This is a genomic window from Planktosalinus lacus (assembly GCF_014640155.1).
Taxonomy (GTDB): Bacteria; Bacteroidota; Bacteroidia; order Flavobacteriales; family Flavobacteriaceae; genus Planktosalinus; species Planktosalinus lacus.
The window spans coordinates 58,210-82,920 of sequence record NZ_BMGK01000007.1; the positions used below are offsets into that span (position 1 = coordinate 58,210).

Genomic DNA, 24,711 nt, shown 5'->3' on the forward strand with positions numbered 1-24,711 from the left:
GAACACAAATGTCGAAAAATTAAATGAGATGGCATAGCTGTTTTTTTTAGTGTAATGAACTTAATTATACCCATGCCATACCCACTCACAATCAATCAAATTCTCAATGAAACGCTGCAAATTCTAATTTAACATGGAATCAAAGTGAGGAAACCCTACATTTGTTTTGTGATTTAATGCCTTGACAATGACAAATGTCTTCAAACTGATTGCCTTTTTCCTGTTTTTCACGTTAACTGTCTTTGCGCAACAACAGCAAATAGACAGTTTAAAAGCTGTCCTGTCAACTCAGCAAAACGATCTTGACAAAGCGCAAACACTAAACACCCTTGCCGGTTACAGCCTGTACAACAATCCAGAAGCATCTCAGGGCTATGCTCAGGAAGCACTCACAATCTCAAAAAAAATAAACTTCACAGAAGCGCAGGGAACGGCTTATATCAACCTGGGAAATTACAACATCATCACCGGGAAATATCCCGAGGCCCTGGAGTATTTTCGCCTCGCGAAAGACCTTTATGAGTCGGTTTCTGAAACGGAGTTTAAAGAGCAACTGGCGCGCGTATATGGGAGTATCGGCATCGTGTTTTCTGAGCAAAGCAGCTATGACAAAGCCTTGCAATACCATTTAAAAGCCCTGCGGATTTATGAAAACGGACAGGACAAACAAAGGCTGGCCCGGGTGTACAACAACATCGGTATTGTGTTTAAGGCCCAAAAAGACCATTTTAAAGCATTGAACTATTTTATTAAGGCCTATACCTTGCAAGATAGTCTGGACGACCCCACGATCGCCACTACCACGACAAACATTGGGAATAGTTATCTCTCTCAAAAACAACTGAAGGAGGCCAAGGACTATTATGACCGGGCGCTACAGCAGTTTCAGCTACATCCTGACAGCAGGGGGATGGGTGAGCTTTATAACAACCTGGGGGTGTATTACCAACAAGCGGGGGAAAATGAAAAAGCCCTGCAATCCTGGGAAAAGGCCATCCACTCTTTTGAGCAGATTGATGATAAATTCGGGCTTTCTGATACCTACTACTATTTAGGCGGATTTTACACCACTCAAAAAAAGTATGCGGAAGCAATCACTGCTACCCAAAAAGCACAGGACCTGGCCAAAGAAATCGCAACACTTGAAATGCTGGTGCTTACCGAGCAACAACTACAGGACATCTATGAGCAAACTGGCGACTACCGCCAGGCATTGATTCACGGCAAAGAGTATGACCGGTTTAAAGACAGCCTGGTGAGCTACCAAAACATTCGCAAAACCATTCAGTCTGAAATGGATTTTGAATTTGAGAAAAAGGAAGCCCTCCATAAAGAACAGCAGCAACAACAAGCCGCAATTTTGGGCGAGCAGTCTAAACGGCACCGGCAGCAACTCATTTTTGGAGCTGTGTTTGTGTTTTTAAGTGTGGGTCTGGGCTTTTTGTTTTACAACCGCAACCAACTTAAAAAAACACTTACCCTTCAGAAAAACCTGGCCGAGTATGAACAAAAAGCCTTGCACCTGCAAATGAATCCGCATTTTGTGTTTAATTGCCTGGGGTCTATCTCGAGTTTTATCGTTCAAAACGGCAACGACTCTGCCATAAAATACCTCGCCAAGTTTTCTAAATTGATGCGGCTCACGCTCGAGTATTCCAAGGAATCACTCATTCCCGTGGACAAAGAAATAGAAGCCCTGCAGAATTATCTGGAGCTGGAGCAGTTGCGATTCAACAGAGCCTTTGACTTTTCCATTACCAAAGACCCACAAATTGAAGATGATGTGGCCCTGCCGCCGCTTTTGATACAGCCTTTTGTGGAAAATGCCATTATACACGGGGTGATTCCCAAAAAGGAACAAGGAATGTTGTCTGTCGACTTTTCTATTACAAACAATCAATTGGTGTGTACGGTAACTGACAATGGCATCGGAATTAAAACCTCCCAAAGACTCAAAGAACAATCAGTTTCTGTTCACAAATCCATGGCGCTGGACATCATCAGAAACCGCTTGAAAATGATTGAAAACTCCACAGCAAAATCGTCCAAGCTGAGCATCGAAGAAACCAGTGATAGCCAGGGAAACACCACCGGCACCCGGGTGGTGCTGCAGTTGCCTTTACAATATGATTCAAAACAACCCATTAAAAAGTCTTAAACGTGCAAAACAAACCAAAGATAACAGCTGTATTGGTCGATGACGATGCCCATTTGCGAAAAGGCATGAAAGCCATGCTGGAGCTGTATGCTTCGGAGTTTCAAATAGTCGGTGAGGCCGAAAACGTCCATGATGCGATTGCAGTGATCAGCAACCAAAATCCGCAGGTGGTGTTCCTCGACATACAACTTTCAGAGGGCACCGGATTTGACATCCTTGAAAAACTGACGGAACTTCAGGGGAAAATTTCCTTTCAGGTGGTGTTTATCACCGCACACGAGCAATATGCCATCAAAGCATTTCGCTTTAGCGCACTCGACTTTTTACTCAAGCCCGTGGATCCTGAAGAACTGCAAAAAGTGGTTGCCAAAATACAAGCCACCCTGCAAAAGCATGAAAACTTTGAACACATCGAACTGCTGCTGGAAAACATCCGGAAGAAAGCCGATAACTTCAAACGCATCGCCCTTTCAACTGCAGAGGGCATACACTTGTTTAACATCAACGAAATACTGCGGTGTGAATCAGAAGACAATTACACCAAATTTTACTTTGTAAACGGCAAAAGTATTTTGATTTCAAAAACCCTGAAGGAGTATGAAGAACTGCTGGGAGGGCAGGGGTTTGAACGCATTCATCAATCACACCTCATCAACCTGGCCTTTTTAAAATCATACATTAGAAAAGATGGCGGCTATGTGGTGATGTCAGACGGCAGTCATTTACCCATTTCGCAACGTAAAAAAGAACGGCTGCAGGAAATTTTAAAAACCATTTGAACAAATTCTAAATGAAACCTGTGATATACTCATTGACCCCATTAAATCTAAAACTTTCAAGTTACATTCGCTAAAACAATACACGAGCAATCAAAAATATATACTATGAAACAGTTAACCTTTCTTTTCCTCTTTATATGCGGACTGGCCCAGGCCCAGGTGGTCAATATTCCTGACACCAATTTTAAGAACACATTGCTTGCGGCAAGCGCCGGCAATAACACCGCCAAAGACCAAAACGGGGTTTCGATTGTCATTGACACCAATGGGGATAGCGAAATTCAGGTGAGTGAAGCACTTACAGTCTATGAGCTGGACGTTATTAACTCCGGCATTGATGACTTAACAGGTATTGAAGCCTTTACAAACCTGACCGATTTGTTATGTGACCAAAACAACCTGGATGTATTGGACGTTTCCGCCCTTACCGAGCTTCTAAACCTTACTTGTTCAGCAAACAACCTAACTGAACTGGACTTATCTGATAACCCAAACCTTGAATTTGTATGGGCACTCAGCAACCCCCTTACCTTTATGAATGTAAAAAATGGAAACACATTTGATCCGTTCGAAATTGGTACCGGCACCTGGATGGAAATGTGGGCCAACCTGCCTGACGATTGCTATGTCTGTGCAGATGAAAGTGAAATTGAAGACATAGACGAATTTTTGAATGATATAGGAACCGGCAAACACGTCTCTTCTTACTGTACCGTTACCCCGGGGGGCGATTACAACACCATTACCGGGCAGATGCTGTTTGATGTGGACAATGACGGTAGTTGTGACGGAGTAGAATTTCCTCAGCCATACATCAGGATGGACCTGACAGACGGCACTGAAACCGGAGCCAGTTTTACCGATGATACCGGAGAGTATCTCTTTTATACTCAAGAGGGCACCTTCACCCTGACACCCAATTTTGAAAACATGGAATTTTTCACCATCACTCCCACGACTGCTTCAGTAACCTTCCCGGTGGTGGATAACAGTGTGGAAGTGATCGACTTTTGTATAGCTGCAAACGGGGTGCATCCTGATCTCGAAATCGTAATTGCGCCATTGCTTCCTGCCCGTCCCGGTTTTGAAGCCACTTACAAAATTGTGTATCGCAACAAAGGCAACCAGGCCATAACACAAACAGACGGTGTGAACTTTTACTTCCAGGATAATTTTATGGACTTTGTGTCGGCTACTGAAACACCGGACAGCCAATCAGAAGGAGTGCTTCGCTGGGACTATGAAGATTTGCTTCCCTTTGAGGAACGCAGCATCGTTGTCACGATGGATATTAACCCTCCAACAGACCCAGACAACCCGGTAAACATTGATGACATCCTGCTTTTTGAAGCCATCATACAACCTCTGGCTGGCGACGAAACCATCGAAGACAATACCTATATCCACAGTCAAACCGTAGTGGGCGCTTTTGACCCCAATGATATCTTGTGCCTGGAAGGCGACATCGAAGACCCTGTAAACATCGGTGAGCAACTTCATTACCTCGTGCGCTTTGAAAACACCGGTAATTTCCCTGCCGAAAATGTGGTGGTTACTATGGAAATCAATTCCCAGCAGTTTGACCCTGAAACGGTATTGCTACTCAATGCCTCTCATGGTGTGGAAGCCCGTTTGGTGGGGAATGTCGCTGAGTTTTTCTTTCAGGACATCCAACTGGCCTCAGGAGGACATGGCAATATATTGCTGGCAGTAGAAACCCTGAATAGCCTGCAGGAAGGCGATGCCGTGATGAACAAAGCAGCCATTTATTTTGATTACAACGCTCCCATCACCACCAATGAAGCCAGCACCCTGTTTGAAGCCACAATGAGCACGCAGGATCCCGAACTCAATGCCGGTATCAAAGTGTACCCCAACCCGGCCCGCGATGTGGTGACGATCACCTCAAGCACACTGATGAACTCCATCGAATGGTATGATGTTTCGGGACGCTTGTTACGCCTCCATCTGGTAGACAGTCAAGAAACCCAGCTGGATGTTTCTAAGCAGGCAACAGGTGTTTACTTTATCAAAATCAATACTCCACAGGGAAGCATTGTCAAGAAGCTAATAAAGCAATAAGTTGTGTTAAATGAAGAAGTGGAGCGTGAAGAGAAAAAATCTTTGATCGCTTCACTTTTTTTTAACCCATTTGTAGTCATTATTAATTTGACAATTCCCTTTCTAAATTCACCCTTGCCTGTTGCTCACAGGCCTCATAAAACTCTTTTTTTTTTATATTCTGTCTAAAGTCAGAAAATGTAAACTGAAAAAAAACTGAAAAAAAACAACAAATTTGAACTTCCCTGATTAGTGTTGACCGTTTTTAAACATTAATTTTATTCTTAAAAATAGTCATTGATTTTTGGTGAAAAGTACTTTTTATAGCATTCATATGCCTTTATCATGCCTTTAAGGTGGCATGAAAGTGGCATTAGAGTGGCATTAGAGTGGCATTCAAGTGGGACTCGGGTGGCACTCGCTTCAGGCGAACCATACAGTAACCATGCATGAACCATACATAGACCCCACCTGAATCATACACTCATGCATCATGAATCATACATTCATGCAGGTGAGTCTATACATTCGTTTTTGGGTTTTTACTTGAACCATACACTCATGCGTGCATTTTTTCTGATATTTAGATGAAAGCAGTATTAAGATGGAGGTGAGTAGTGAGCTCATATAAGAGAATAGAGAAGAGAAAATAGAATATAGAAAAGAGACTTTAAGATTCACTATTCAAATCATCTATCTGCTTTGCTTCGCCAAAGGGCGGATTCAGGGCGCCTACGCTAAAGCTTCTGCGACGGAGCGCCGACGGCGATGCTTGCAGTCCTAAGTCACAGGGGTTAAAGTCTCTTTTCTATTTTCTTTACTCTATATTCTAAAAACCTTCACCTCACATTCACACCCAGCACATTTTTCAACTCAAACTCAAGCGGCCATTTGAGCAACAGTATCTTTTTATACGGCGTGAGGATGCTGAACGGACTGTTGTGGTACTTCAAATTGAGCGTGGCCCCGGCATATTTAAAGTCATTGTTAAAAAACAACACCGCATAGGGTGCCACCCCGGTGAGCTCCAGCCGGGTGTTGGTTTGCGGGTGGTATACATCCAGCAACAAGGCATCCTTGCCACACAGCACCGGGCGGGCATCAAAAGTGTAATCAGTAAGCTGATGTAAGCGTGCTTCCAGATTGTGGATTCTGAAAGGCTTTAAACTCAGGGAAATTTCTGTTTCCATACAAATAAGATATAATTAAACATTCATATTTGTATCCCGACAAGGCACTAAAAGGAAAGGTGTAAAACGTTTATTTTTGACCTGCTGTCCGTATTGTTTGACCACCGTGGAGACTGCTCTCGGTTGGTACCCGCCTGCGGCGGGTTCGGAATACGTTGTAAAGATACTACTTTTTTTGACGTATGACTGTAGGGCGTAAGACATAAGACAAATTCCAAACATGCTATTTGTCATTCCGTTGAAGCGATAGCGAAGAGGAGTCGCATAATATTGAGTGTTAGGAATAAATTTGAGCTAAATGAGGAATTCCTCATAGTTAAACGCACAAACACCTCTAGTTTTGTTTTTATAAACCATAAAAGCTTTTAATTATGAAAACAAATCTATTATTTTTGATGGTCTTGTGTTTGTCATTAACCTCTTGTAGCAGAACATTTTATCAACTCTATGAGGTAGAGCCTCAGCAAAATATTTCAAAAGAAGAGGAGGGGCTCGTCTATGAAGATGAACATTGCATCATTACCTATAACCTGTGGGCTGAAGAAGGTGACAGTGGCTTTACGATTTATAATAAAACCCAAGAGAAATTAACACTTCACCTGGATGAAAGTTTTTTTATTCTGAATGACAGAGCTTATGATTATTATAAAAATCGTATAACTTCATCATCTAGAATGACCACAGCTACCTCGTCCTATTCAAATAGCATGGCTTTGCTTTTAGGGGGCTACGGTACGAAAACTTCAGAATTAGCAATCGCAGGAGATCGTAGTGTTGCAGCTGTTGAAAAACCTAAGATCAGTATTCCTCCTCAATCTTCTAAAAGAATCGCAGAATACATTATTAACCCTACACTATTCAGAAGTTGTAATTTATTTAGATATCCAAGTAGAAAACAGGTAAATAGTGAAACTTTTAACGAAACAAATAGTCCCATTGTATTTAAAAATCTAATAAAATACCAGGTGAATGGCAACGACGAACTAAAAACAATAGAACATACATTTTATGTGAGCGCTATCTCAAACTATCCGGAGAGTGAATTTAAAGAAAGTAAATATGAAGAATTTTGTGGCAGCAGAGAACCTTTTGCTAGAAGTTATTTTGTAAAGTACAGCTCCAATCGTTTCTATATTAAGTATGAAAAACCAAAATCCAGAACAACAGCACATTAATAGGGTTTCAAACGAGATGTAGAGAAACATTGAAATAGACAGCAATTAAATATTGCTGTCTTGATTTTGTTATCTTTGGAATAATAACCCATCCTAATAAAGAGCTTTAATATTTCAATACTTAAAAATGAATTATACTCAAAACGATATTCTAAAAGCTATCAAGAGAATTGATGAAAATCCAGATTTAGTAACAGGCAGGCATTCTTCAACATATGATTTAGTGTATAAGGATAAAAAATATCCCCCGATTTTAGTCTTATCAATAGCTAATGAATTAAAAGGAGGAAACGAGTTAACGCTTTCTGATTTTGGAAATAATGTCGAAGTTCCCTTTAAAATTTTGAGAGATAATGGCTTTTTAATCAATACAAAATCTACAAATAATAAAATAAAAAATAAGGTTGACGGCAATCAAAAGTATTGGATAGAAAAGACTATAGTAAAAGGAAGAAAAGATAGATTAGAAGGGAAACGGGCATTAGGAAAAGTATTATGGTCACCAAGAGAAGATAAAAGAGGAGCTGACATTTATAAAAATATGAGGCTTGTTTCAGAGGGAGATTTAGTACTTCACTTAATTAATAATGATGAGTTTTCAGGTATTTCAATCGTTAATAAGAAAGCAGTTGAGACAGTTGGATTATCCGGAACTGAATGGGATAGACCTGCTTATTTAATTGATTTGAAAAACTATACTGAATTGAACCCTCCAATCAAAAGAAGTGACTTATTAAATAAACGAAACAAACAAAAATTAATTCATATTTCTGATAATTCAGAGGTGTTCTACAATAAGAAGTTGGATTTCAGACAAGGTGCTTATTTAACACCTTGCCCGCAGGAGTTAATGTCATTAATTAATGATGTTTATAGAGAAAAAACCAATGAAAGTTTACCACATGTTAATCTTTCAAATAAAAATAAAATAGAGAAAATGAAATTTGAATTATTTAACTATACTTCTTTTAATGAATCTCTAATTAAATCTGGGTTAATTTATTCTAACCAATTAATAAAAAGGTTCACCGCTTCACTCCTCACAAAACCCTTCATCATCCTCACAGGCTTATCAGGTTCCGGAAAAACCAAACTGGCGCAGGCTTTTGTGCAATGGATGTGTCAGGATGAAAGCCAGTACCGCATCATTCCCGTGGGTGCAGACTGGACCAACAGGGAACCATTACTTGGATATCCCAATGCTTTACAACCTGAGGAATATGTAAAACCTGACAGTGGCGTATTGGATTTAATTATGCAAGCCAATAATCACCCTGATTTACCGCATTTTCTGATATTGGATGAAATGAACCTCAGTCATGTTGAGCGCTATTTTGCTGACTTTTTAAGCGTGATGGAGTCGGGAGAAGAAATTCCTTTGTATTCTGAGGGCACTGTTAATAATGGCGTGCCGTCAAATCTTGAAATGCCTTCCAATTTGTTCATCATTGGAACAGTCAACATTGATGAAACCACCCATATGTTTAGCCCCAAGGTACTTGACAGAGCAAATACCATTGAGTTTCGTGTTTCACAGGAAGAGATGCAAAACTTTCTGGGAAATATTCGCAGTATCGATATGAAGCAACTGGAAGGTAAAGGCGCAGGTATGGGCAAAAGCTTCCTAAATATGGCAGCAAACAAATCTTTTGAAACTAAAGATATTGTTGAAATTAATGAAACCCTGGTTAAGTTTTTTGGGGAGTTGAAAAAGACAGGAGCTGAGTTTGGTTACAGATCAGCAACAGAGATTCTTCGCTTGTTAAACCAGTTAAGTACTATAGACAGCAAGCTAACAACAAATGAAAAGATTGATATAGCCATTATGCAAAAACTGCTTCCAAAATTGCACGGCTCCCGAAGAAAACTGTGCTCCGTTCTTGAAACACTCGGCGCTTTCTGCATTTCAGGCAATGTAAAAATCATTAAAGATGTTTTTGAAAAAGAAGATTTTGACTTCAATGGAACCAATGTTCTATACCCGCTCTCACTGGAAAAAATAACCCGTATGCACAAAGGAGCTGTTGACAATGGGTTTGCAAGTTTTGCTGAAGCATAATCGATGGTTCCACTAGCTGAAATATCAATTAATCTCGACTCTGTAAGTGAAGATTTATGTCTTATTATCACAGAACGCAGAGCGAAAACCTTGTTTGATGCAACAGATTCTGCTATAGAAAACAATGAAGCCAGATATCAGTTAATTGAGGGGTGTTATTATGATTATGAGCTCAGCGATTCCCGTTATGTTTTGGCAGATCCTTTTGGTAGTATTGTATTGCCACACAAACGCAAACCCCACCTGGGCACGATAGCACCAAACATCTATGTGGGTACACTTGAAATCCCTGTAAAAGATACAGAAACCGAAGAAACGGTTTCAAATATCTTACTTGAAGTCCAGTCTTTAAAGTCAGATTATCGTCAGGATTACCGGGATATGCTGGAGCTCATTACCGAAAAATGTACAGACCTCTTGCTACAGGCCAATGCACCGGTATCCCATACTTTTGATGTCGATTATACAAAAAACACACAAACCTTATATCAGCGTTTTGCCTTTGTTAAGTCTGTCATAGCCACTGATGAATTTGCAGAAGCTGTACACCGCATCGTGACGATGCCTGTCACGCAATGGACAGAAACTGCTGAAAACAGGGATATTCGAAATGCCAGAAGGTTTTCTAATACCAACATTAGGGAAATACTTAAAAGCGGTAACCGAACAAAACTTCCACAAGGTCACTTCTTTCATAATTATGGAATTGAAACACTGCCTGAGCGTATTACGACCATTCGTAAAATTGATTCGGTGGACACCCCTGAAAACCGCTTTGTTAAACACGCACTGGAAACTTTTTTAAGGTTTTGTACTGAGATTCATCAGGCAGCCGTTAAAGGCAATCTTAAAAAGTTGGAAAATGAAGCTGAAATGCTTGTTCGTATTTTGGAAAACAAGTTACAACATACCATTTTTAATGAGATTTCCAGACCCACAACACTAAAATTGAACAGTCCTGTATTGCAAAGAAAAGAGGGCTACCGTGAAGTATTGAGAGTCTGGCTGATGTTTGATCTTGCTGCAAAACTCATCTGGAAAGGTGGGGAAGACGTGTATGGCGCCGGAAAGAAAGATATTGCAACACTTTATGAATATTGGCTTTTCTTCAAATTACTGGATTTATTTCAAGAGATTTTTGACATTGAACCTAATGACATTTCAGACTTAATACAACCATCTCAGGGCGACTTAAGCTTACAACTCAAACAAGGGAAATCAACCCCGTTAAGAGGTGTGTTTGATTCCGGAAACCGAAAACTCAATATCAGGTTTAATTACAATCGCTCTTTCAGTGGTAAAAAAGAGTATCCGCATTCCGGCAGCTGGACAACAACTTTGCGACCGGATTATACGCTTTCACTCTGGCCGCTGGGAATATCAGAACCTGAAGCAGAAAAACAGGAGTTGATCGTTCATATACATTTTGACGCAAAATACAAAGTTGCCAACTTATGGGACTATCTGGACGACACCTCAGAAGAGGAACTGGATAAAGAAAAAACCGATAATAAAAAAGGTATTTATAAAAATGCCGATCTGCTGAAAATGCATGCATACAAAGATGCCATTAGAAGAACTGGTGGTGCTTATGTATTGTATCCTGGCGAAAATTCAATAGAGCGCAAGGGTTTTCATGAGATTATTCCGGGTTTAGGTGCATTTCCGGTCCGTCCGTCAAAAACAGATACCGGGATCGGGGATTTAAAAAAGTTTATTCTTGAAATAATAGACCACTTTATTAATCGTGCATCACAACGTGAAAAAATAGCCTTCAAAAGCTATGACACATATAAAAACCCACCAAACCCGGAAGACGAAATCAGAGAAGCAATACCCGAAGCATACAATGACAACCGTGGTTTAATACCTGATGATACTTTTGTTTTAGTTGGGTTTTATGACTCACCTAAACAATATGATTGGATTAAAAGGAACAAACTTTATAATTTCAGAATGGGTTCAGGTCGTGGGTCATTAATTCTTGACAAGGAAACCGTAAGTTCAAAATATTTGTTGCTTCATACACACAAAGATGATGTATCTGCTGATCTATGGAAGATTGTCAGTAAAGGTCCAAAAGTTTGGGCAAAAGAAACAATGTCTAAAAAAGGATATCCTTCACCCTCACAAGACTATTATCTTATTTTTGAGCTTGAAAAAGTAGACGATCCTGAATTTGAAAGTGTAAAATGGGACTTTAAAAAACTTTCAAAATATGAATCAAAGAGATCTTCTTCTTTTCCGTTTACTACTAGCTTGACTGAGTTGATGAGAAATAAAATTATAAAAAGTTAAGTGCTCAAAACAAATAGGATTACTCAAAAAAACCCATCTCCTCCCACCTTTCTCCCAGTCTTCCTCTTAAAAAAGCTCTTTTTAAAAACAAATCCCGAAGGAATCCCGAACAAAACCCGAAGAAAATCCATAGATACTTCATACATGCGCCATACATAAGTTAAATAAGAAGGGGTCTAAATAAGGGGGGTGAATGTTATCTGTCAGCTATACAGCCTCAAGTCTTAATTGCTTCGCCAGCCAGCCTTCGGCGGGTAAATTCGCTATTGCTCGTGTCTTTGTACTTAGTACTTAATACTTTTTGGAATTTAGCGAACGCCCAGTTCGGCCGGTGGCCTCGTGTGGTACTTGTAATTTGGAATTTGTTTTACACACGAATTGCTGCAACAAAACGGGTACAAGGACCCTTTTTTTGAAAATAAAAACCGTAGTAATGCAACACTCAACACGTAGTAATGTATAGTTCAAGTTGAGTGAATGCGATGTTCGGGGTGAGTTCATGTAGGGTTCAAGGGGGTCGAATGCAACACAAAGGCAACGTTTACCCAACGCTAAGGTAACAAAAAGGCTACATGTATAGCATGGTCAAGCCATGATAAAGGCATGGGAATGCCATCAAAGAGTTTATCCAAAAGTTTGTGTTTTGAAAAATAATTACAAATTTCATAACTTTAAAAGCATTCAGCAAAAATCATATGTTCAAAAAAATTCACAAAACCGCCTACCCACCTTCCCGGCCCACGCTCTATTGGGACGAGCACTGTGGGTTTTGCCACTACTGGAAGCTGCGCTGGGAGATCCTTACAGAAGGGAACGTAGCTTTTGTTCCCTATCAGGAAGCTGCCGAAAACTTTAAAGACATCCCCTTAAAAGAATTCAAAAAAGCCAGCCGTTTGATAGAGCCTGATGGCACGGTGTACTCGGGACCCGATACTGCTTACCGCAGCCTTTATCATGCCGGTACTAAAACCTGGCATCGCTGGTATAAAAAATACCGCTGGTTCCGGTACCTCAGTGACCATGGCTATAACCATATCGCCAAAAACCGTCCTTTTTACTTCAAGGTTACCCGTGTCCTTTTTGGCAAAAACCCCCGCAGCCCCAAGAAATATTGGTTGTATTACCTGATTGTGCTGCTGGTGTTGTTGGTGATTGTATTCGTTTAATAGCTATCAGCGGTCAGCTTTCAGCTAAAGAATCTCAAGTCTTAATACTTAATACTTTTTTGTCCCACGTCTTACGTCCATCGGCCGCCATAGGCTTGCCGACGGCGATGCCTGTAGTCTTACGTCAAATCAGCTATCAGCTATAAGCGGTCAGCAAAAGAACATTGAACCTTAAACTTTAAGCCTTGAATCTTTCCCCCTGTAAATTGTTTTATATTTTTTTGTACATTAGCTATCAGGAACTTAAGTGCTGCTCAGTGGGTTGTATATTACCAGACAGCAATAAAAAAATAAAAGCCGCCTGGCGATTGGTATGTAAGCCACTCCATAACACTCCCTCAATAAAAGTATCGTCAAAAGGGACCCCCATGATAGCAAAGAAATGTAAAGGAGTCTCCGGCTTCAGCGCTAAAAACTGAAGAACTGTAATGATACAGCCGGAATATCCTGAAGTTAACATTCCGACAGGGAAGGAAACAGTTTGAATCATTTGTGCCTAAAACCGATGACAATCGCAAACCAATACATCTTTTAAAAACTAAATAATCAACACCTATGGAAACTACTTTTAAATTACCAAAATGCCTTAAGAAACTGTTTATGGCAGGGCTTCTCATAGCTGTGCTTCCCCTGTTAGCACAAAGCAACAGTAACCAACAAAACGCGTATACAGGCCCCATCATCGATATGCACCTGCACTCTTATACATCGGCTGATTTTTGGGGCCCGGCACCCAATCCGGTTACTGGGAAACTATCAGTAGCTTCCGCTGAGCAACATTTGGAGGAGACTTTAAAGATGATGCGCCGCTACAATGTGGTGCTGGGCGCTGTTTCGGGAGTGTCTGAACAATCAGGAAACGAATGGCATTCCAAAGCTCCCGGTATGTTTTTACGGGGTATTGAATTAAGAGAGCCGGCAGAGTTTATGGATGAGGAAGCCTTTAGAAGCAATATACAAAACGGAACCCTCGATATGCTGGGAGAAGTGGGTGCCCAATATTTTGGCTACTCGCCTTCAGAGCAGGGGTATTATCCTTACTATAAAATTGCAGAGGAGGAAGGCATACCGGTGGGAATACATACCGGGGCAAGTTTTCCGGGCACACCGTTTCGCTGCTGTCCTAATTTCCGGCTTGCTTTGGGCAATCCTATGCTGCTGGAAGATATGTTGATCGAGTTTCCAAAACTAAAGGTTTTTATGATGCACGCCGGCGGTGCAGGGCCTTTTTCAGAATATGCGCTTATGATGCTGAATATGTATCCGCAGCTGTATACCGATATCAGTATACTTAACTGGATGCCGGGAATGGAGCCGGTATTGGAATCGTTCCTGCAAAAAGCAAAACAAATGGGAGTGCTGGACCGTATATTTTTTGGGACTGACCAAATGGTGTGGCACGATGCTATTGGAATCGCCATTGAGCGTGTCAACTCCCTTGATTTTTTAACAGCGGAAGAAAAAGCTGATCTCTTTTACAACAATGCCGCAAGGTTTTTGGGTCTAAGTGAAGCTGAAATCAACAAGCATCAACAGCTGGTGAAAAAATAGTAGAGAAGCAGCGGCGCGCACAGGAAGCGGTTATCAAATTTTTTGAACATCATTTGAAAAAGTGATGAATCAATTGTCTGCTATAAAATTTTGATACTATGGATATGACTAAGAATGTTCTAAAAATAATACACACTGCTCTCTATGACTCTCGTTCTACTGAATCCTTTATTTGCTTCTTTTCAATTCATAGGCAAAACAAATAACAAAACCGCAAGAAAATAATAAAACTAAACATTATTCAAATGATACATTATAAAAGCAATGTATAAAATTATAACAATGAAATTACCATGAAAACATCACATATTCTTTTCAGTAAATTTTTTATAGGTATACTATTCTTATTTCTAAGTTCGACTTTAGTATTTAGTCAAACTCAAGAAACCTCCATTAATGAACGGTCAGATGCTATCGGCATTATTGAAGAACTTCGTAAAATACACACCCCTGAGGGTATCGAAATACTTGAGCAAGTTGAACTTGGGGGTGTACCACAATGGGTGTCAATCCGCGGACGGAATCAAGATAATCCCGTCCTGCTCTTTATACCCGGAGGCTGGGGCGATCCAATGATCGGATTGTCATGGGCATTTCAGACACCTTGGGAGGATTACTTTACGGTTGTGCAGTGGGATCACCGTAATGCCGGTAAGAATGCAATTATTGGCACAGACCGTGAAGCTTTTATGAAAGAGTTTACATTAGAACGTTTGGTCAGCGATGCTGAGGAACTTGTTTCTTACTTACGTGAGCGACTTGGAAAAGACAAAGTAGTAGCGATGGGATATTCAATGGGAGGAACTGTAGGGATTCATCTTGCAAAGCAACGGCCTGAGTGGTTGCATGCGTATGTGGGCATCGGTCAGGTATCGCATAATTTAGAGCAGGCACTTTATGATCGTACACTGGAATTAGCATTGGCTGCGGGCAATGATAAAGCGGTTGCAGAACTGAAGCCTTATGCTTCATACACTGAATCGGAGAGAATAGCTATAGACACCGTTAAATGGAATACCCGAAAATGGGCAAACACATTTGATGGTGCCTGGTACGGCAAGGGAGGCTGGAGCCTCTATTTAGATTTACCGTCCCTGGCACCGGAGTATACAGACGAGAATGTGATTGCATGGAAGGAAGGATTGTATTTGCTGAATACGGAAAATAATACCGGGAGGAAGGACCTCCGCGAACTTGGCCCCAATTTCCAGATTCCGGTGCTTTTCTTTCACGGCCGATATGATCTCACGCCACCAGTTGAGAATGCCCGGACCTACTTTGAATGGATTGAAGCACCTCATAAAAGAATGGTGATTTTTGAACGAAGTGCGCATATCCCTTTTTTGGAGGAACCAGGTCGTTTCTTTGCAGCGTTGCTGGAGCACGTATTACCACTAACCGAAGGGGTCGCAACCTATGAGGTTCGCCGTTGATAAGTAAAAATCTATCGGGCGTTAGTAATCAAAACCGCTGCACGAAGCCTTATGACTTTGAGCTTTCTCGAGCTCTCCGAAGGGTATCACTTTGGAGCAGCACGTTAATTAATTGTCCAAAACGGCCTCAGCATTTCTTGATGTTGTTCCTGCTTTTAAACACAAACGCTTGCACTTTGAAATTTCTATTGCTATTAGCAATCAGCTAAACAATCTCAAGTCTTAATTGCTTCGCCAGCCAGCCTTCGGCGGGTAAATTCGCTATCGCTCGTGTCTTTGTGCTTATTACCATTTTGTCCTACGTCTTACGTCAAATCAGCTATCAGCTATCAGCAGTTAGCTTTTAGCTAAACTATATGATACCTTCAAACCTTGAATACTTTTTTGGAATTTAGCAAACGCTCAGTTCGGCCGGTGGCCTCGTGTGGTGCTTGTTCTTTGGAATTTGGTGCTTGTCATTTGGAATTTGTTTTAGTCATTTACTTCATGCATTCAACAAGGTCAGGAACTTTTAACCTTAAATTCACATCCAGATTATGAATCCCATTCCAAACCAGTTAACACAAATTTTACACTAAAAAACATTGTCTGCCATCAATAAAAGACTATTTTTGCCCGCTTAAAATGAATACGACACTCTACATAGATCGTTTTATACAACTCACGCCGCCCTAGCTGCGGGGTGGATATCCCATATCCGGAACTTTAACAAAAACAACAGCCAATTAAGAATCCTTAATTGCCCTGAAACAATATTCATTACCAAACCAATATTTGAACAGAACGCATGAAAAAGTACTTCAACTTATTTGACTTAACGCAAAAGGTAGATTACAAAACTGAAATCCTCTCCGGACTCACTGTGGCACTGGCCCTGATCCCTGAGGCGGTGGCCTTTTCTCTCATCGCAGGTTTATCACCCCTCACCGGTTTGTATGCCGCTTTTGTAATGGGTCTGGTCACGGCTATTTTTGGCGGTCGCCCGGGAATGATTTCGGGAGCAACGGGAGCTGTGGCTGTTGTTGTAGTGTCATTGGCAATGTCACACGGGGTGGAATATGTATTTGCAGCTGTAGTGCTGGCCGGGGTCATTCAAATGTTGGCTGGGTTTCTTAAACTGGGCAAACTCATCCGCCTGGTACCGCATCCGGTGATTTTTGGGTTTGTAAATGGACTTGCCATCATCATCTTTATGTCACAACTTGATCAGTTCAAGGACCCAAGCGGAAACTGGCTTACCGGTGAAGCGCTTTATATTTTATTGGGTCTGGTAGTATTGACTATGTTAATCATCTGGGGCTTGCCCAAACTCACCAAGGCGTTTCCGGCTTCGCTGGCTTCTATACTGGTGGTTTTTGGATTGGTCGTGTTTTTAGGAATCGATACCAAAACCGTGGGCGATATTGCTTCGATTGAAGGTGGGTTTCCGCCGTTTCACATTCCGCAAGTGCCTTTTGCCTGGGATACTTTAATGATTATCCTGCCTTATTCTGCCATTGTTGCCGGGGTGGGGCTGATCGAAAGCTTATTAACACTCAATATCATTGATGAGATTACTGAAACCCGCGGTCGCGGAAATAAAGAAGCAGTGGCACAAGGTGCTGCCAACTTCCTTTCCGGTCTGTTTTCAGGGATGGGCGGTTGTGCTATGCTGGGGCAGAGTTTGATCAATGTGTCATCGGGATCGCGTGCGCGTCTGGCCGGTATTGTAGCCGCTGTGATGCTGCTGGTGTTTGTGATGTTTGGCTCAAGCCTTATCGAACAAGTGCCTATGGCAGCCCTCACCGGACTGATGATTATGGTAGCGATCGGCACCTTTGAATGGGCGAGTGTAAAAACCTTTAACCGTATGCCGAAGTCAGATGTATTGGTAATGGTGTTGGTCACCCTGGTAACAGTAGTGCTGCACAACCTGGCCTTAGCGGTATTGGTGGGTGTGATTATTGCCGCACTGGTATTTGCCTGGGACAATGCCAAGCGCATTCGTGCACGCAAGCACATTGATGATGACGGGGTGAAGCATTATGAAATCTATGGACCTTTGTTTTTTGGTTCAGTAGCGGTGTTTAACGAAAAATTTGATGTACTCCATGACCCGGATGAGGTTATTATTGACTTTCAGGAAAGCCGCGTGGTGGATATGTCGGCCATCGAAGCCCTCAATAAACTCACCGAGCGCTATCTGAAAGTAGGTAAAAAAGTACACCTCAAACACCTCAGCCCGGACTGCCGCCGTCTCCTTAAAAATGCCGAAGCCATCATTGATGTCAACGTCATGGAAGACCCGACGTATAAAGTGGTGACGGATAGGGTTTAGTTTACAGTATTCAGTTTTAGAAAAAAGAAAAAAGAAAAAAGAGATTAGAGCAGAGACAATTGTCTTTACTCTTTTTTCTAAAAGTCTTAATACTTTGTACTTAATACTCTTTTCAAACACAAAAAACCTGTTCGTCAACTCGGTAAGCTGATAATCAAAAAGGCGTGCGATATATTCCAGGGTTTCCTTGCGGTAGATAAACACGTGGGTTTCGTCTTTTCTGTAGGACCAGGTCTTAAAGTCGATGTCGTCGTGGTAGAGCAGGGTCATGCCCACAAACTTTCCCCCGGGGAATAGCATGGTGTCCAATTTAGAAAATTCTTGACGCGGATGGAAAAAGTGTTCCACTACTTCACAGCAGGCGATGTACTTATATTTTAAATCCAGTAGGGCTTCATTTGGGGTGAAATAGGGGTCATACTGCTTGATGGTATACCCCTGATCCAAAAGCATCTTTGAAATCACCGGTCCGGTGCCTGAGCCATAGTCGAGACCAAGGTCCTCCTTGTTAAAATACTTCAGAATATATTGCCAGATGGGTGCTGTAAATTGTTGGTAACCCGGGTCGTTGATATCATTGTTGTGCAGTTGGTACCTGTGCACTTCTTCATCAGGCGTGGGCAGTAAATCAGGATGCTTAACCAAGGCCCTGCAACCGCCGCAGTCAAAATAATCAACGTCAATTTTTGTGGTGAGCGGGCTGTGGCATAAAGGGCAGTTCATGGCTCATGCTGATTTTGAACTGTAAAGATACATTTTTGCAGGGTACAAAAGCAGCCCAGACCATTGAATTGATATTTTTCAGTTACAGTTAGCAGTAACCCTAAGGCTTACATTTCTAGGTTTGTTTTTGGAACAGGTACATCTGATTCATAATTTATAGGGTTCACGCAAAATGCGCAAAGTCTAGACGCAAAGAAAGCGCAAAGGATTTTTTATGTCCTGCAGTCCTACGTCAAAGGAAGCGTTCCAAAGAGCATGCTGTGCGCCAAAAGCTGATCGCTGTTTGCTATTCTGCTTCCGTGACCACAAAAAACCCATCATTCCCCTGCTCCTGATAGAGGGGCATATAGATAAAGGCATCCCACTGGCTGCGAATTTCCTTGCCGTTGTGAACTGCCAGTAATTGGTCTTTTTTAATCTTTTGGAAGTTCTCAAAACCGGGTTGCATAGTGAAGGAATCGCCTTTTTCCAATTTGTGGCGGTAAGCGATATCAAATGTTTTGCGAGGCGGTTTGAGGTTTTTTGTAAGCTTGTCAATGCACTCGGGGTAATTCATAATGTGGTGCATATCCAGGCCACAGGCTTCCTGTATGGCCAGCCAAATCATGCCTTCCTGGTTGCACATAGCGGCCTCACTCTCGTGTTGTCCGGCTTCCAACACAAACCCCGTGATCCCGATACGGCTCAAATAATGGTCAATACAGCCATAGACCAAATCACTGAACCCACGCACAATGTGAATGGGAAAGTAATGCGCCCAGGTATCATTATTACCCACTTCCTGCACTGAAATAAAGGGAAGGGTGTTGGCAGAAATAGTATGACAGTCCATAAAATAGCGCCGGGTGTATTCGGTTTCAGGAAAACTTTCCAGCACTTCAATAATTTCGTGCATTTCTTTTTGCTCGTTAGATTCCTTTAGCTTGTTTTCAATGTTTTCTTCGGTCCACGCACGGTTGAGGTCTTCATCGATGTATCGCACTCCTTTTTCCAGGGCTTTGCGATTGCCGGTTACCCCCACCACAGTGCCTGAAAGCGCGGGTTTGGAGAGGTACAGGGCGTCAAAAACCTTTTGAAGGGCATACACGCCGCTGGGTTCATTGCCGTGAATACCGGCAGTAATAAACAACAAAGGTCCTTTTTTGGGTCCTGAATAGGTTCCGAGAATGCGTGGAAAAGTGTTTTTTGTTGAATGTTCCATAATCGTATAGTGTTTTTATTCCATGGTGGCCAATACCTTGTTGGGGAACTGACCGGGAAATTTTTCTTTGTAATACAGTTTGCGTTCAATGGCCTTGATAATAGACTCTGAAAAGTCGGGGAGACCAATGTCTTTAAAGTGTTCCAAACCGCCGGGACTCAGCACATTGATTTCAATAAGCTTGTCTTTTACTACATCCAGCCCTACGAGAAACAAGCCGTCGCGGATGAGCTTAGGCGCCGTGAGGTCCACGATTTTTTGCATTGCCTTGGTGAGTTTGCTACTGTCTGCCGTGGCTCCCAATGCAAAATTACTACGAAATTCGCCTTCCCCGCTCACCCGTCTGATAATAGACTGCTTGCCTTTTTCTTCGATGACTTTGCCGTTCATTAACAAGACGCGCACATCACCGTCCTTCACTGCCGGAAGGTATTCCTGCGCGATGATATAGCCCTGCTGGGTGAGGTTTTCAATTATTTGATTGATGTTTTTCTCGTTTTTATCTATGAGATAGACATCCCGTCCACCGGAGCCTTCCAGAGGTTTTAAAACCATTTTTTTGTTCTGCTTTTCCCAAAACTCCAGGATGTCTTCTTTTTTTCGGGTGATGATGGAGTCAGGTTTGATTTCTGAGGGCAGTTCTTCAAAATAAAGTTTGTCGATAAAGGCATAAGAAAGGGCAAAAGCGTCGTTCAACACCAGCACACCCTCCTGCTGAATCATTCTTCCAAAAGCTACCCCGGCGTGTTCTGCCCACTGGCGAGCAGTATCCTCTTCGGTGGGGTTGTTCCTGATAAACAAGACATCCAGCGTAGTAGCCAGTGTTTCTTTTCGTTTGAAGTCACCGGCTTGCAAACGCTCCAGAAAATGCTCTGCCGAATCAAATTTGGCCGTTTTTGAGATGCGAATGCAGTGCATACTCAGGGGTTTATCGTGCTTAAAAAAGAAGTCCCCCACACCCATAACCATCACCTCATGGCCCAAATCGTGTGCTTTTTTCATCATCAGCACTGAAGAGCCGCTTTTTTCTGTAGCGATATCATTTAATACAAAGCATATTTTCATAATGTTACGAGTTGTGAAAGGGCAACACCCTCTCTGATTTTAGTTAATTTTTGCTCATAGTTTTCAGACTCCATATAACGTGGCTTTAAAACAGCGGGTTTGAGAATCTCGCGTTCAGTCAGGTCCTTGATCACGTTGAGGTGTTTGAGGGCAAATTTGCCTACAAGCAGTAAGGCGGGGTCGCCACCTTCCTTGATAAAATCTATCAGCTCCAGAAGGCCCTTTAAATAAATGATGTCTTTTAAAAAACCACCGCCCTGTAAAATCCTGCAGGTGATATTAAAGGCCCGTTCTTTGGAAAAGCCATGATCTTCATAAAGCAGTTTAAAAATACTGTGAAAGTCATTCCCCTCAATGAGTGCAGCCCCGGCAATCACCCGCCCGGCCAACAGGCGCAAACGGTTGATGGTCAATCCATCTGCAAAATACTCTGCCAATACCGCAAGACCCTCCTGCAAGGGGTCGTAATGTGCCAAGCCCGAACACAATTGTGTGAGGGGTTGTCGGCTTCCGTTATAATAAGTAAGCACGTGTGTGCCTACCTCGTGCTGAATCAGGGCTTTGGCTTCTCTACGACTCATGGTATAGTCTGAAGGAATATAAAGTTCGCCCCGCGAAACCATAATCACATTCACATCTTCCCGGATGTGTACCATACTTTTAAATTCAGGATCCTGGGTGCGGAAGTAATCAAATTCTTTGCGGGCCATGGCACTGAATTCCATTGCGTCAATCTGTTCTTCTTCCGGAACAACGGTTTCTTTGGGTAAATCATGCAATAATTTCAGGGCTTCCTTTTTCAGGTCTTGTTCTACCACATAATAAAGGCGAATACTGTTGTAAAAGAAGTTTTTGTTGCCGCGCTCATTGAGCATAGTAATCTGCTGATCGAGCTCTTCTCTTTTTTCCTTAAAAATGAAGGACAAGGCGGGATCGTCTATCTCGTCGATGCGCAGGTTAAAAAGTTTGCGCTTCAGAAGGTCAGGGTCTATGGTAAGCAAGCGGTATTGATAGTCAGGTAGTTCTTTAAAATTGCTTTCAAAAAAGACTTCGCGTATCTCGTGCATATTCACGGGCGACACCAGCAAGAGGAACTGGTAGCTGGATTCAATTTCAGTGAGTTGTTTGTCTATTTTAAAGACTTCATCGTGGATTCTGCGTTTCCCCAGGGCAAAATAATTGCTGATGTCTGAGGAGGTTTGCACCCGCAGGTAGTCAAAGATGGTTTTTTGCACTGCTTTTACAAACAAATCCCTGAATTGCCTGAAAAACACAGGATAGACTATGCCACTAATGTCTCGGTAAACGGGGGGTACTTCCAGGGCAACCCACAGCGCACCCTGCATTTTTGCTTCTTCAATTTCGATGAGGGGTGCTTCACCTTCTTCCTGGCGGCTTTTGGTTCTTTTTATCTCAGCCTTCAACGGCAAGTTATAAAGATGAGGAGGGATTCCTTCCAGCTCTTCCTTAAGCACCTCCAGCGTGGTGGGCAGTTTATGAGCGGGCCCTTTAATGATAAAGGTATTGCTGTTTGCCGGACCATTGTATATTTCAAAGAGCAGATAGGTAGTGTATTTATTGGAAAAATAGCCGGTAAGCATATAAATTAATTCCTGATAAAATTCAAAGCTTTTGTTACCAACAATCAAATAAGATCCGATGCTTTTTGCCAGTCTTTTAGTGCCACGGTCGGTTCCTTGTTCCTTTTTGCGGTAGAGCAGTAAAAAGGGAAGTTTTTCATCGAGATGCAAAAAACCACCACCAGGAAGCTCTGTTTCGACCCGGTTGTTTTCTACAAGGGTTTCCATAATATGTCTTATGCCCGAAGGGGTACGTGTGGTTGTTTTGGTCATGGTTCTGAATGTTTTTAAAAGACATCGCATCAGGATTAGCGTTCCTGAAGAGTATTTTAAATAAGTAAGCTATAAAAAAAAAGCTATTTTTTCCTAAAAAAAATCTTAATTGGGGTTTCTTTGGCATTTTCACCAAAGAAACAAGGCGTCCTTTTATAAAAAAAAGACGCCTTGAAAAGGGGAGGAATTAGTATTGTAATGAATTTATTTTTTATAGGCTTCCCCGTAAGGGCTCCAAACTTCATAAAGTGGGTCACCCTTAGAACTGTTCCCTTTATGGTGCCATTTACCGTCTTTTACTTCAAACTGAAATTGCAGGTTGGCACCCACACGGCTGTCATCACGTGAAAAGAAAGTGATGTATTCGGTATAGACGCCGTTTTGGGCACTGTAAGTGCCACCACCGGTGCCGCTAAACTCTTTGGTAGCCGAGTTGAATGCAACCCACTGAAAACGTCCGCCACTAAGTATTTTTATGGTACGACGGTCTCCGGGTGTCATGGTGTTCATGTTCCCGTCACGCTCCCGGCCTGTGATGACCCAATTGCCGGTGAGGGCGTCAGTTTTGGCAGATCGACGCTGCCAGGTTTGTGTGGTTCCTCCACTGTTTAATTCCAGTTGGTCGTCATCAAGGCTCGCTTTAAACGTCATGGTCATTCCAATGCGTTGCGAACTATTGGTATTGAAATCCTGTGTTTCTGTATAGGCTTTACCCCTCAGGCTGTATTCGCCTCCCGAGGCATATAGAAATTTGTTGGTGCGGGCTTCTTTGGCACCTACGGCAAAATATCCATCCTGATAAATGGCAATGACTTCTTTGGTAGCCACCAATTCACCATTTTCATGTGTAAGCTGCCACGATCCTTCAATACTTTGAGCAAATAGAACTGTTGTAAACAACAAACTGAAAAGGGTGTACATTGTTTTCATTACGGAAGTGTTTTGATTTCCACTAAAATACAAAAGATTTTTGATACCAAATACTTCTGACCCCTAACTTCGCAGTTTTAACTTAAGGCTTCACCCCAAACTTCTTCAAAATGTCTTCCATCAGACACCATTTGGTGATCGATGATTGCAATAGGTTTACGCCGACAAAAGCCGTAAACCACAGCCAGTTGATATTTACATAAATTGCCAGCAACAAGCTGATGATGATAAATGTTCCGGCCACGCCGCGTATGATTCTGTTTAACATAATGGTTTGTTTTAAATTATTTTATATTTCCGGTTTTCGGATTAATTTCAGTCTTGAGGAAAAAGCTATACCACAGAGATACACAAAGGTTCCTCAAAGGTTCACAGAGAATTTTGTCCTAAGTCTTAAGTCCTGCAGTCTTACGTCAGTCTTAATACTTAATACTCTACAAAGCTCTTTCAATCGGCACCACGACTACACGCACCGGGTTTTCTGTTTCCAGGGTGCTGTTGTACTGAATGACCAATTCAAAAAACGGGTCGATTTTTTCTTCTTCGGCAAACGAAAACACCATGAGCGATTCGCTGCCGCCTTTCTCTCCCGGAAACCAGCTTTGTGTAGCGACTACCGAGTTGTTGGCATTTTTGTAGCCGTCAATCTCTGAGGTGCTAAACGCCTCGATGCCGGCTTTCTTAAACAGCTTCAGAACATCCTTTTGGAATTCTTCTACTGCGGTTACAATTAATAGTTTCATAAATTTTAA

At 42.0% G+C, this 24,711-nt stretch carries 17 protein-coding genes, 1 pseudogene and 1 riboswitch; of the genes and pseudogenes, 10 read left to right on the plus strand and 8 right to left on the minus strand.

Going from position 1 to position 24,711, the window contains the following annotated elements; all coding sequences use genetic code 11:
* Positions 1–187 precede the first annotated feature (187 nt).
* The 3 genes from IEV69_RS09380 (at position 188) to IEV69_RS09390 (ending at position 5,019) form a co-directional block, all read left to right on the plus strand.
* Entirely contained in the window at positions 188–2,158 is a 1,971-nt protein-coding gene (locus tag IEV69_RS09380; protein WP_188441798.1) for a tetratricopeptide repeat-containing sensor histidine kinase, read from the plus strand.
* Between the two features lie 2 nt (positions 2,159–2,160).
* Positions 2,161–2,937 carry a LytR/AlgR family response regulator transcription factor gene (locus tag IEV69_RS09385; protein WP_229741415.1) on the plus strand — a complete coding sequence of 259 codons (777 nt, stop codon included), beginning with the start codon at positions 2,161–2,163 and terminating at the stop codon, positions 2,935–2,937.
* A gap of 105 nt (positions 2,938–3,042) precedes the next feature.
* Positions 3,043–5,019, plus strand: a complete 1,977-nt coding sequence (locus IEV69_RS09390) for a DUF7619 domain-containing protein (RefSeq protein ID WP_188441799.1) — start codon at positions 3,043–3,045, stop codon at positions 5,017–5,019.
* A gap of 818 nt (positions 5,020–5,837) precedes the next feature.
* Here the strand turns inward: IEV69_RS09390 and IEV69_RS09395 are convergent.
* Positions 5,838–6,188 carry a hypothetical protein gene (locus IEV69_RS09395; protein WP_188441800.1) on the minus strand — a complete coding sequence of 117 codons (351 nt, stop codon included), beginning with the start codon at positions 6,186–6,188 and terminating at the stop codon, positions 5,838–5,840.
* Between the two features lie 62 nt (positions 6,189–6,250).
* Positions 6,251–6,347, minus strand: a riboswitch (SAM-I-IV-variant riboswitch).
* A gap of 212 nt (positions 6,348–6,559) precedes the next feature.
* Between IEV69_RS09395 and IEV69_RS09400 the strand changes: the two genes are divergently transcribed.
* From IEV69_RS09400 to IEV69_RS09430, 7 genes are all read left to right on the plus strand, one after another.
* Positions 6,560–7,363: a hypothetical protein gene (locus IEV69_RS09400; protein ID WP_188441802.1), complete on the plus strand. Its 804-nt coding sequence runs from the start codon at positions 6,560–6,562 to the stop codon at positions 7,361–7,363.
* A gap of 127 nt (positions 7,364–7,490) precedes the next feature.
* Positions 7,491–9,422 (plus strand): McrB family protein, encoded by a 1,932-nt coding sequence (locus tag IEV69_RS09405; protein ID WP_188441804.1) that lies wholly within the window; start codon positions 7,491–7,493, stop codon positions 9,420–9,422.
* A gap of 3 nt (positions 9,423–9,425) precedes the next feature.
* Positions 9,426–11,720: a DUF2357 domain-containing protein gene (locus IEV69_RS09410; protein ID WP_188441806.1), complete on the plus strand. Its 2,295-nt coding sequence runs from the start codon at positions 9,426–9,428 to the stop codon at positions 11,718–11,720.
* A gap of 695 nt (positions 11,721–12,415) precedes the next feature.
* Positions 12,416–12,886: a thiol-disulfide oxidoreductase DCC family protein gene (locus tag IEV69_RS09415; protein WP_188441808.1), complete on the plus strand. Its 471-nt coding sequence runs from the start codon at positions 12,416–12,418 to the stop codon at positions 12,884–12,886.
* A 600-nt stretch (positions 12,887–13,486) separates the two neighbouring features.
* Positions 13,487–14,437 carry an amidohydrolase family protein gene (locus tag IEV69_RS09420; protein WP_229741416.1) on the plus strand — a complete coding sequence of 317 codons (951 nt, stop codon included), beginning with the start codon at positions 13,487–13,489 and terminating at the stop codon, positions 14,435–14,437.
* Between the two features lie 293 nt (positions 14,438–14,730).
* Positions 14,731–15,870 (plus strand): alpha/beta fold hydrolase, encoded by a 1,140-nt coding sequence (locus IEV69_RS09425; protein ID WP_188441812.1) that lies wholly within the window; start codon positions 14,731–14,733, stop codon positions 15,868–15,870.
* 787 nt (positions 15,871–16,657) lie between these two features.
* The gene (locus tag IEV69_RS09430; RefSeq protein ID WP_188441814.1) at positions 16,658–18,187 is read left to right on the plus strand and encodes a SulP family inorganic anion transporter; all 1,530 of its coding nucleotides are present in this window, start codon (positions 16,658–16,660) and stop codon (positions 18,185–18,187) included.
* Positions 18,188–18,337: 150 nt separating this feature from the next.
* On the opposite strand, the pseudogene IEV69_RS09435 reads toward IEV69_RS09430, so the two are convergent.
* The 7 genes and pseudogenes from IEV69_RS09435 to IEV69_RS09465 form a co-directional block, all read right to left on the minus strand.
* Positions 18,338–18,910: pseudogene (locus IEV69_RS09435) on the minus strand (methyltransferase domain-containing protein); the annotation flags it as partial.
* 286 nt (positions 18,911–19,196) lie between these two features.
* Entirely contained in the window at positions 19,197–20,111 is a 915-nt protein-coding gene (locus IEV69_RS09440; RefSeq protein ID WP_188441816.1) for a M14 family metallopeptidase, read from the minus strand.
* Between the two features lie 15 nt (positions 20,112–20,126).
* Positions 20,127–21,176: a glutathione synthetase gene (locus IEV69_RS09445; RefSeq protein WP_188441818.1), complete on the minus strand. Its 1,050-nt coding sequence runs from the start codon at positions 21,174–21,176 to the stop codon at positions 20,127–20,129.
* Entirely contained in the window at positions 21,173–23,029 is a 1,857-nt protein-coding gene (locus IEV69_RS09450) for a peptidase MATCAP family protein (protein WP_229741417.1), read from the minus strand. Before IEV69_RS09450 ends, IEV69_RS09445 begins: the two co-directional genes overlap by 4 nt.
* Before the next feature lie 204 nt (positions 23,030–23,233).
* Positions 23,234–23,959 (minus strand): hypothetical protein, encoded by a 726-nt coding sequence (locus IEV69_RS09455; RefSeq protein ID WP_188441820.1) that lies wholly within the window; start codon positions 23,957–23,959, stop codon positions 23,234–23,236.
* A gap of 82 nt (positions 23,960–24,041) precedes the next feature.
* Positions 24,042–24,227 carry a YgaP family membrane protein gene (locus IEV69_RS09460; protein WP_188441822.1) on the minus strand — a complete coding sequence of 62 codons (186 nt, stop codon included), beginning with the start codon at positions 24,225–24,227 and terminating at the stop codon, positions 24,042–24,044.
* A gap of 166 nt (positions 24,228–24,393) precedes the next feature.
* Entirely contained in the window at positions 24,394–24,702 is a 309-nt protein-coding gene (locus IEV69_RS09465) for a hypothetical protein (RefSeq protein WP_188441823.1), read from the minus strand.
* Positions 24,703–24,711 lie beyond the last annotated feature (9 nt).

Coding starts and splice junctions, on each gene's coding strand:
- IEV69_RS09380 (WP_188441798.1), top strand. CDS start 188: ATGACAAATGTCTTCAAACTGATTGCCTTTTTCCTGTTTTTCACGTTA.
- IEV69_RS09390 (WP_188441799.1), top strand. CDS start 3,043: ATGAAACAGTTAACCTTTCTTTTCCTCTTTATATGCGGACTGGCCCAG.
- IEV69_RS09395 (WP_188441800.1), bottom strand. CDS start 6,188: ATGGAAACAGAAATTTCCCTGAGTTTAAAGCCTTTCAGAATCCACAAT.
- IEV69_RS09400 (WP_188441802.1), top strand. CDS start 6,560: ATGAAAACAAATCTATTATTTTTGATGGTCTTGTGTTTGTCATTAACC.
- IEV69_RS09405 (WP_188441804.1), top strand. CDS start 7,491: ATGAATTATACTCAAAACGATATTCTAAAAGCTATCAAGAGAATTGAT.
- IEV69_RS09410 (WP_188441806.1), top strand. CDS start 9,426: ATGGTTCCACTAGCTGAAATATCAATTAATCTCGACTCTGTAAGTGAA.
- IEV69_RS09415 (WP_188441808.1), top strand. CDS start 12,416: ATGTTCAAAAAAATTCACAAAACCGCCTACCCACCTTCCCGGCCCACG.
- IEV69_RS09420 (WP_229741416.1), top strand. CDS start 13,487: ATGGCAGGGCTTCTCATAGCTGTGCTTCCCCTGTTAGCACAAAGCAAC.
- IEV69_RS09425 (WP_188441812.1), top strand. CDS start 14,731: ATGAAAACATCACATATTCTTTTCAGTAAATTTTTTATAGGTATACTA.
- IEV69_RS09430 (WP_188441814.1), top strand. CDS start 16,658: ATGAAAAAGTACTTCAACTTATTTGACTTAACGCAAAAGGTAGATTAC.
- IEV69_RS09440 (WP_188441816.1), bottom strand. CDS start 20,111: ATGGAACATTCAACAAAAAACACTTTTCCACGCATTCTCGGAACCTAT.
- IEV69_RS09445 (WP_188441818.1), bottom strand. CDS start 21,176: ATGAAAATATGCTTTGTATTAAATGATATCGCTACAGAAAAAAGCGGC.
- IEV69_RS09450 (WP_229741417.1), bottom strand. CDS start 23,029: ATGACCAAAACAACCACACGTACCCCTTCGGGCATAAGACATATTATG.
- IEV69_RS09455 (WP_188441820.1), bottom strand. CDS start 23,959: ATGAAAACAATGTACACCCTTTTCAGTTTGTTGTTTACAACAGTTCTA.
- IEV69_RS09460 (WP_188441822.1), bottom strand. CDS start 24,227: ATGTTAAACAGAATCATACGCGGCGTGGCCGGAACATTTATCATCATC.
- IEV69_RS09465 (WP_188441823.1), bottom strand. CDS start 24,702: ATGAAACTATTAATTGTAACCGCAGTAGAAGAATTCCAAAAGGATGTT.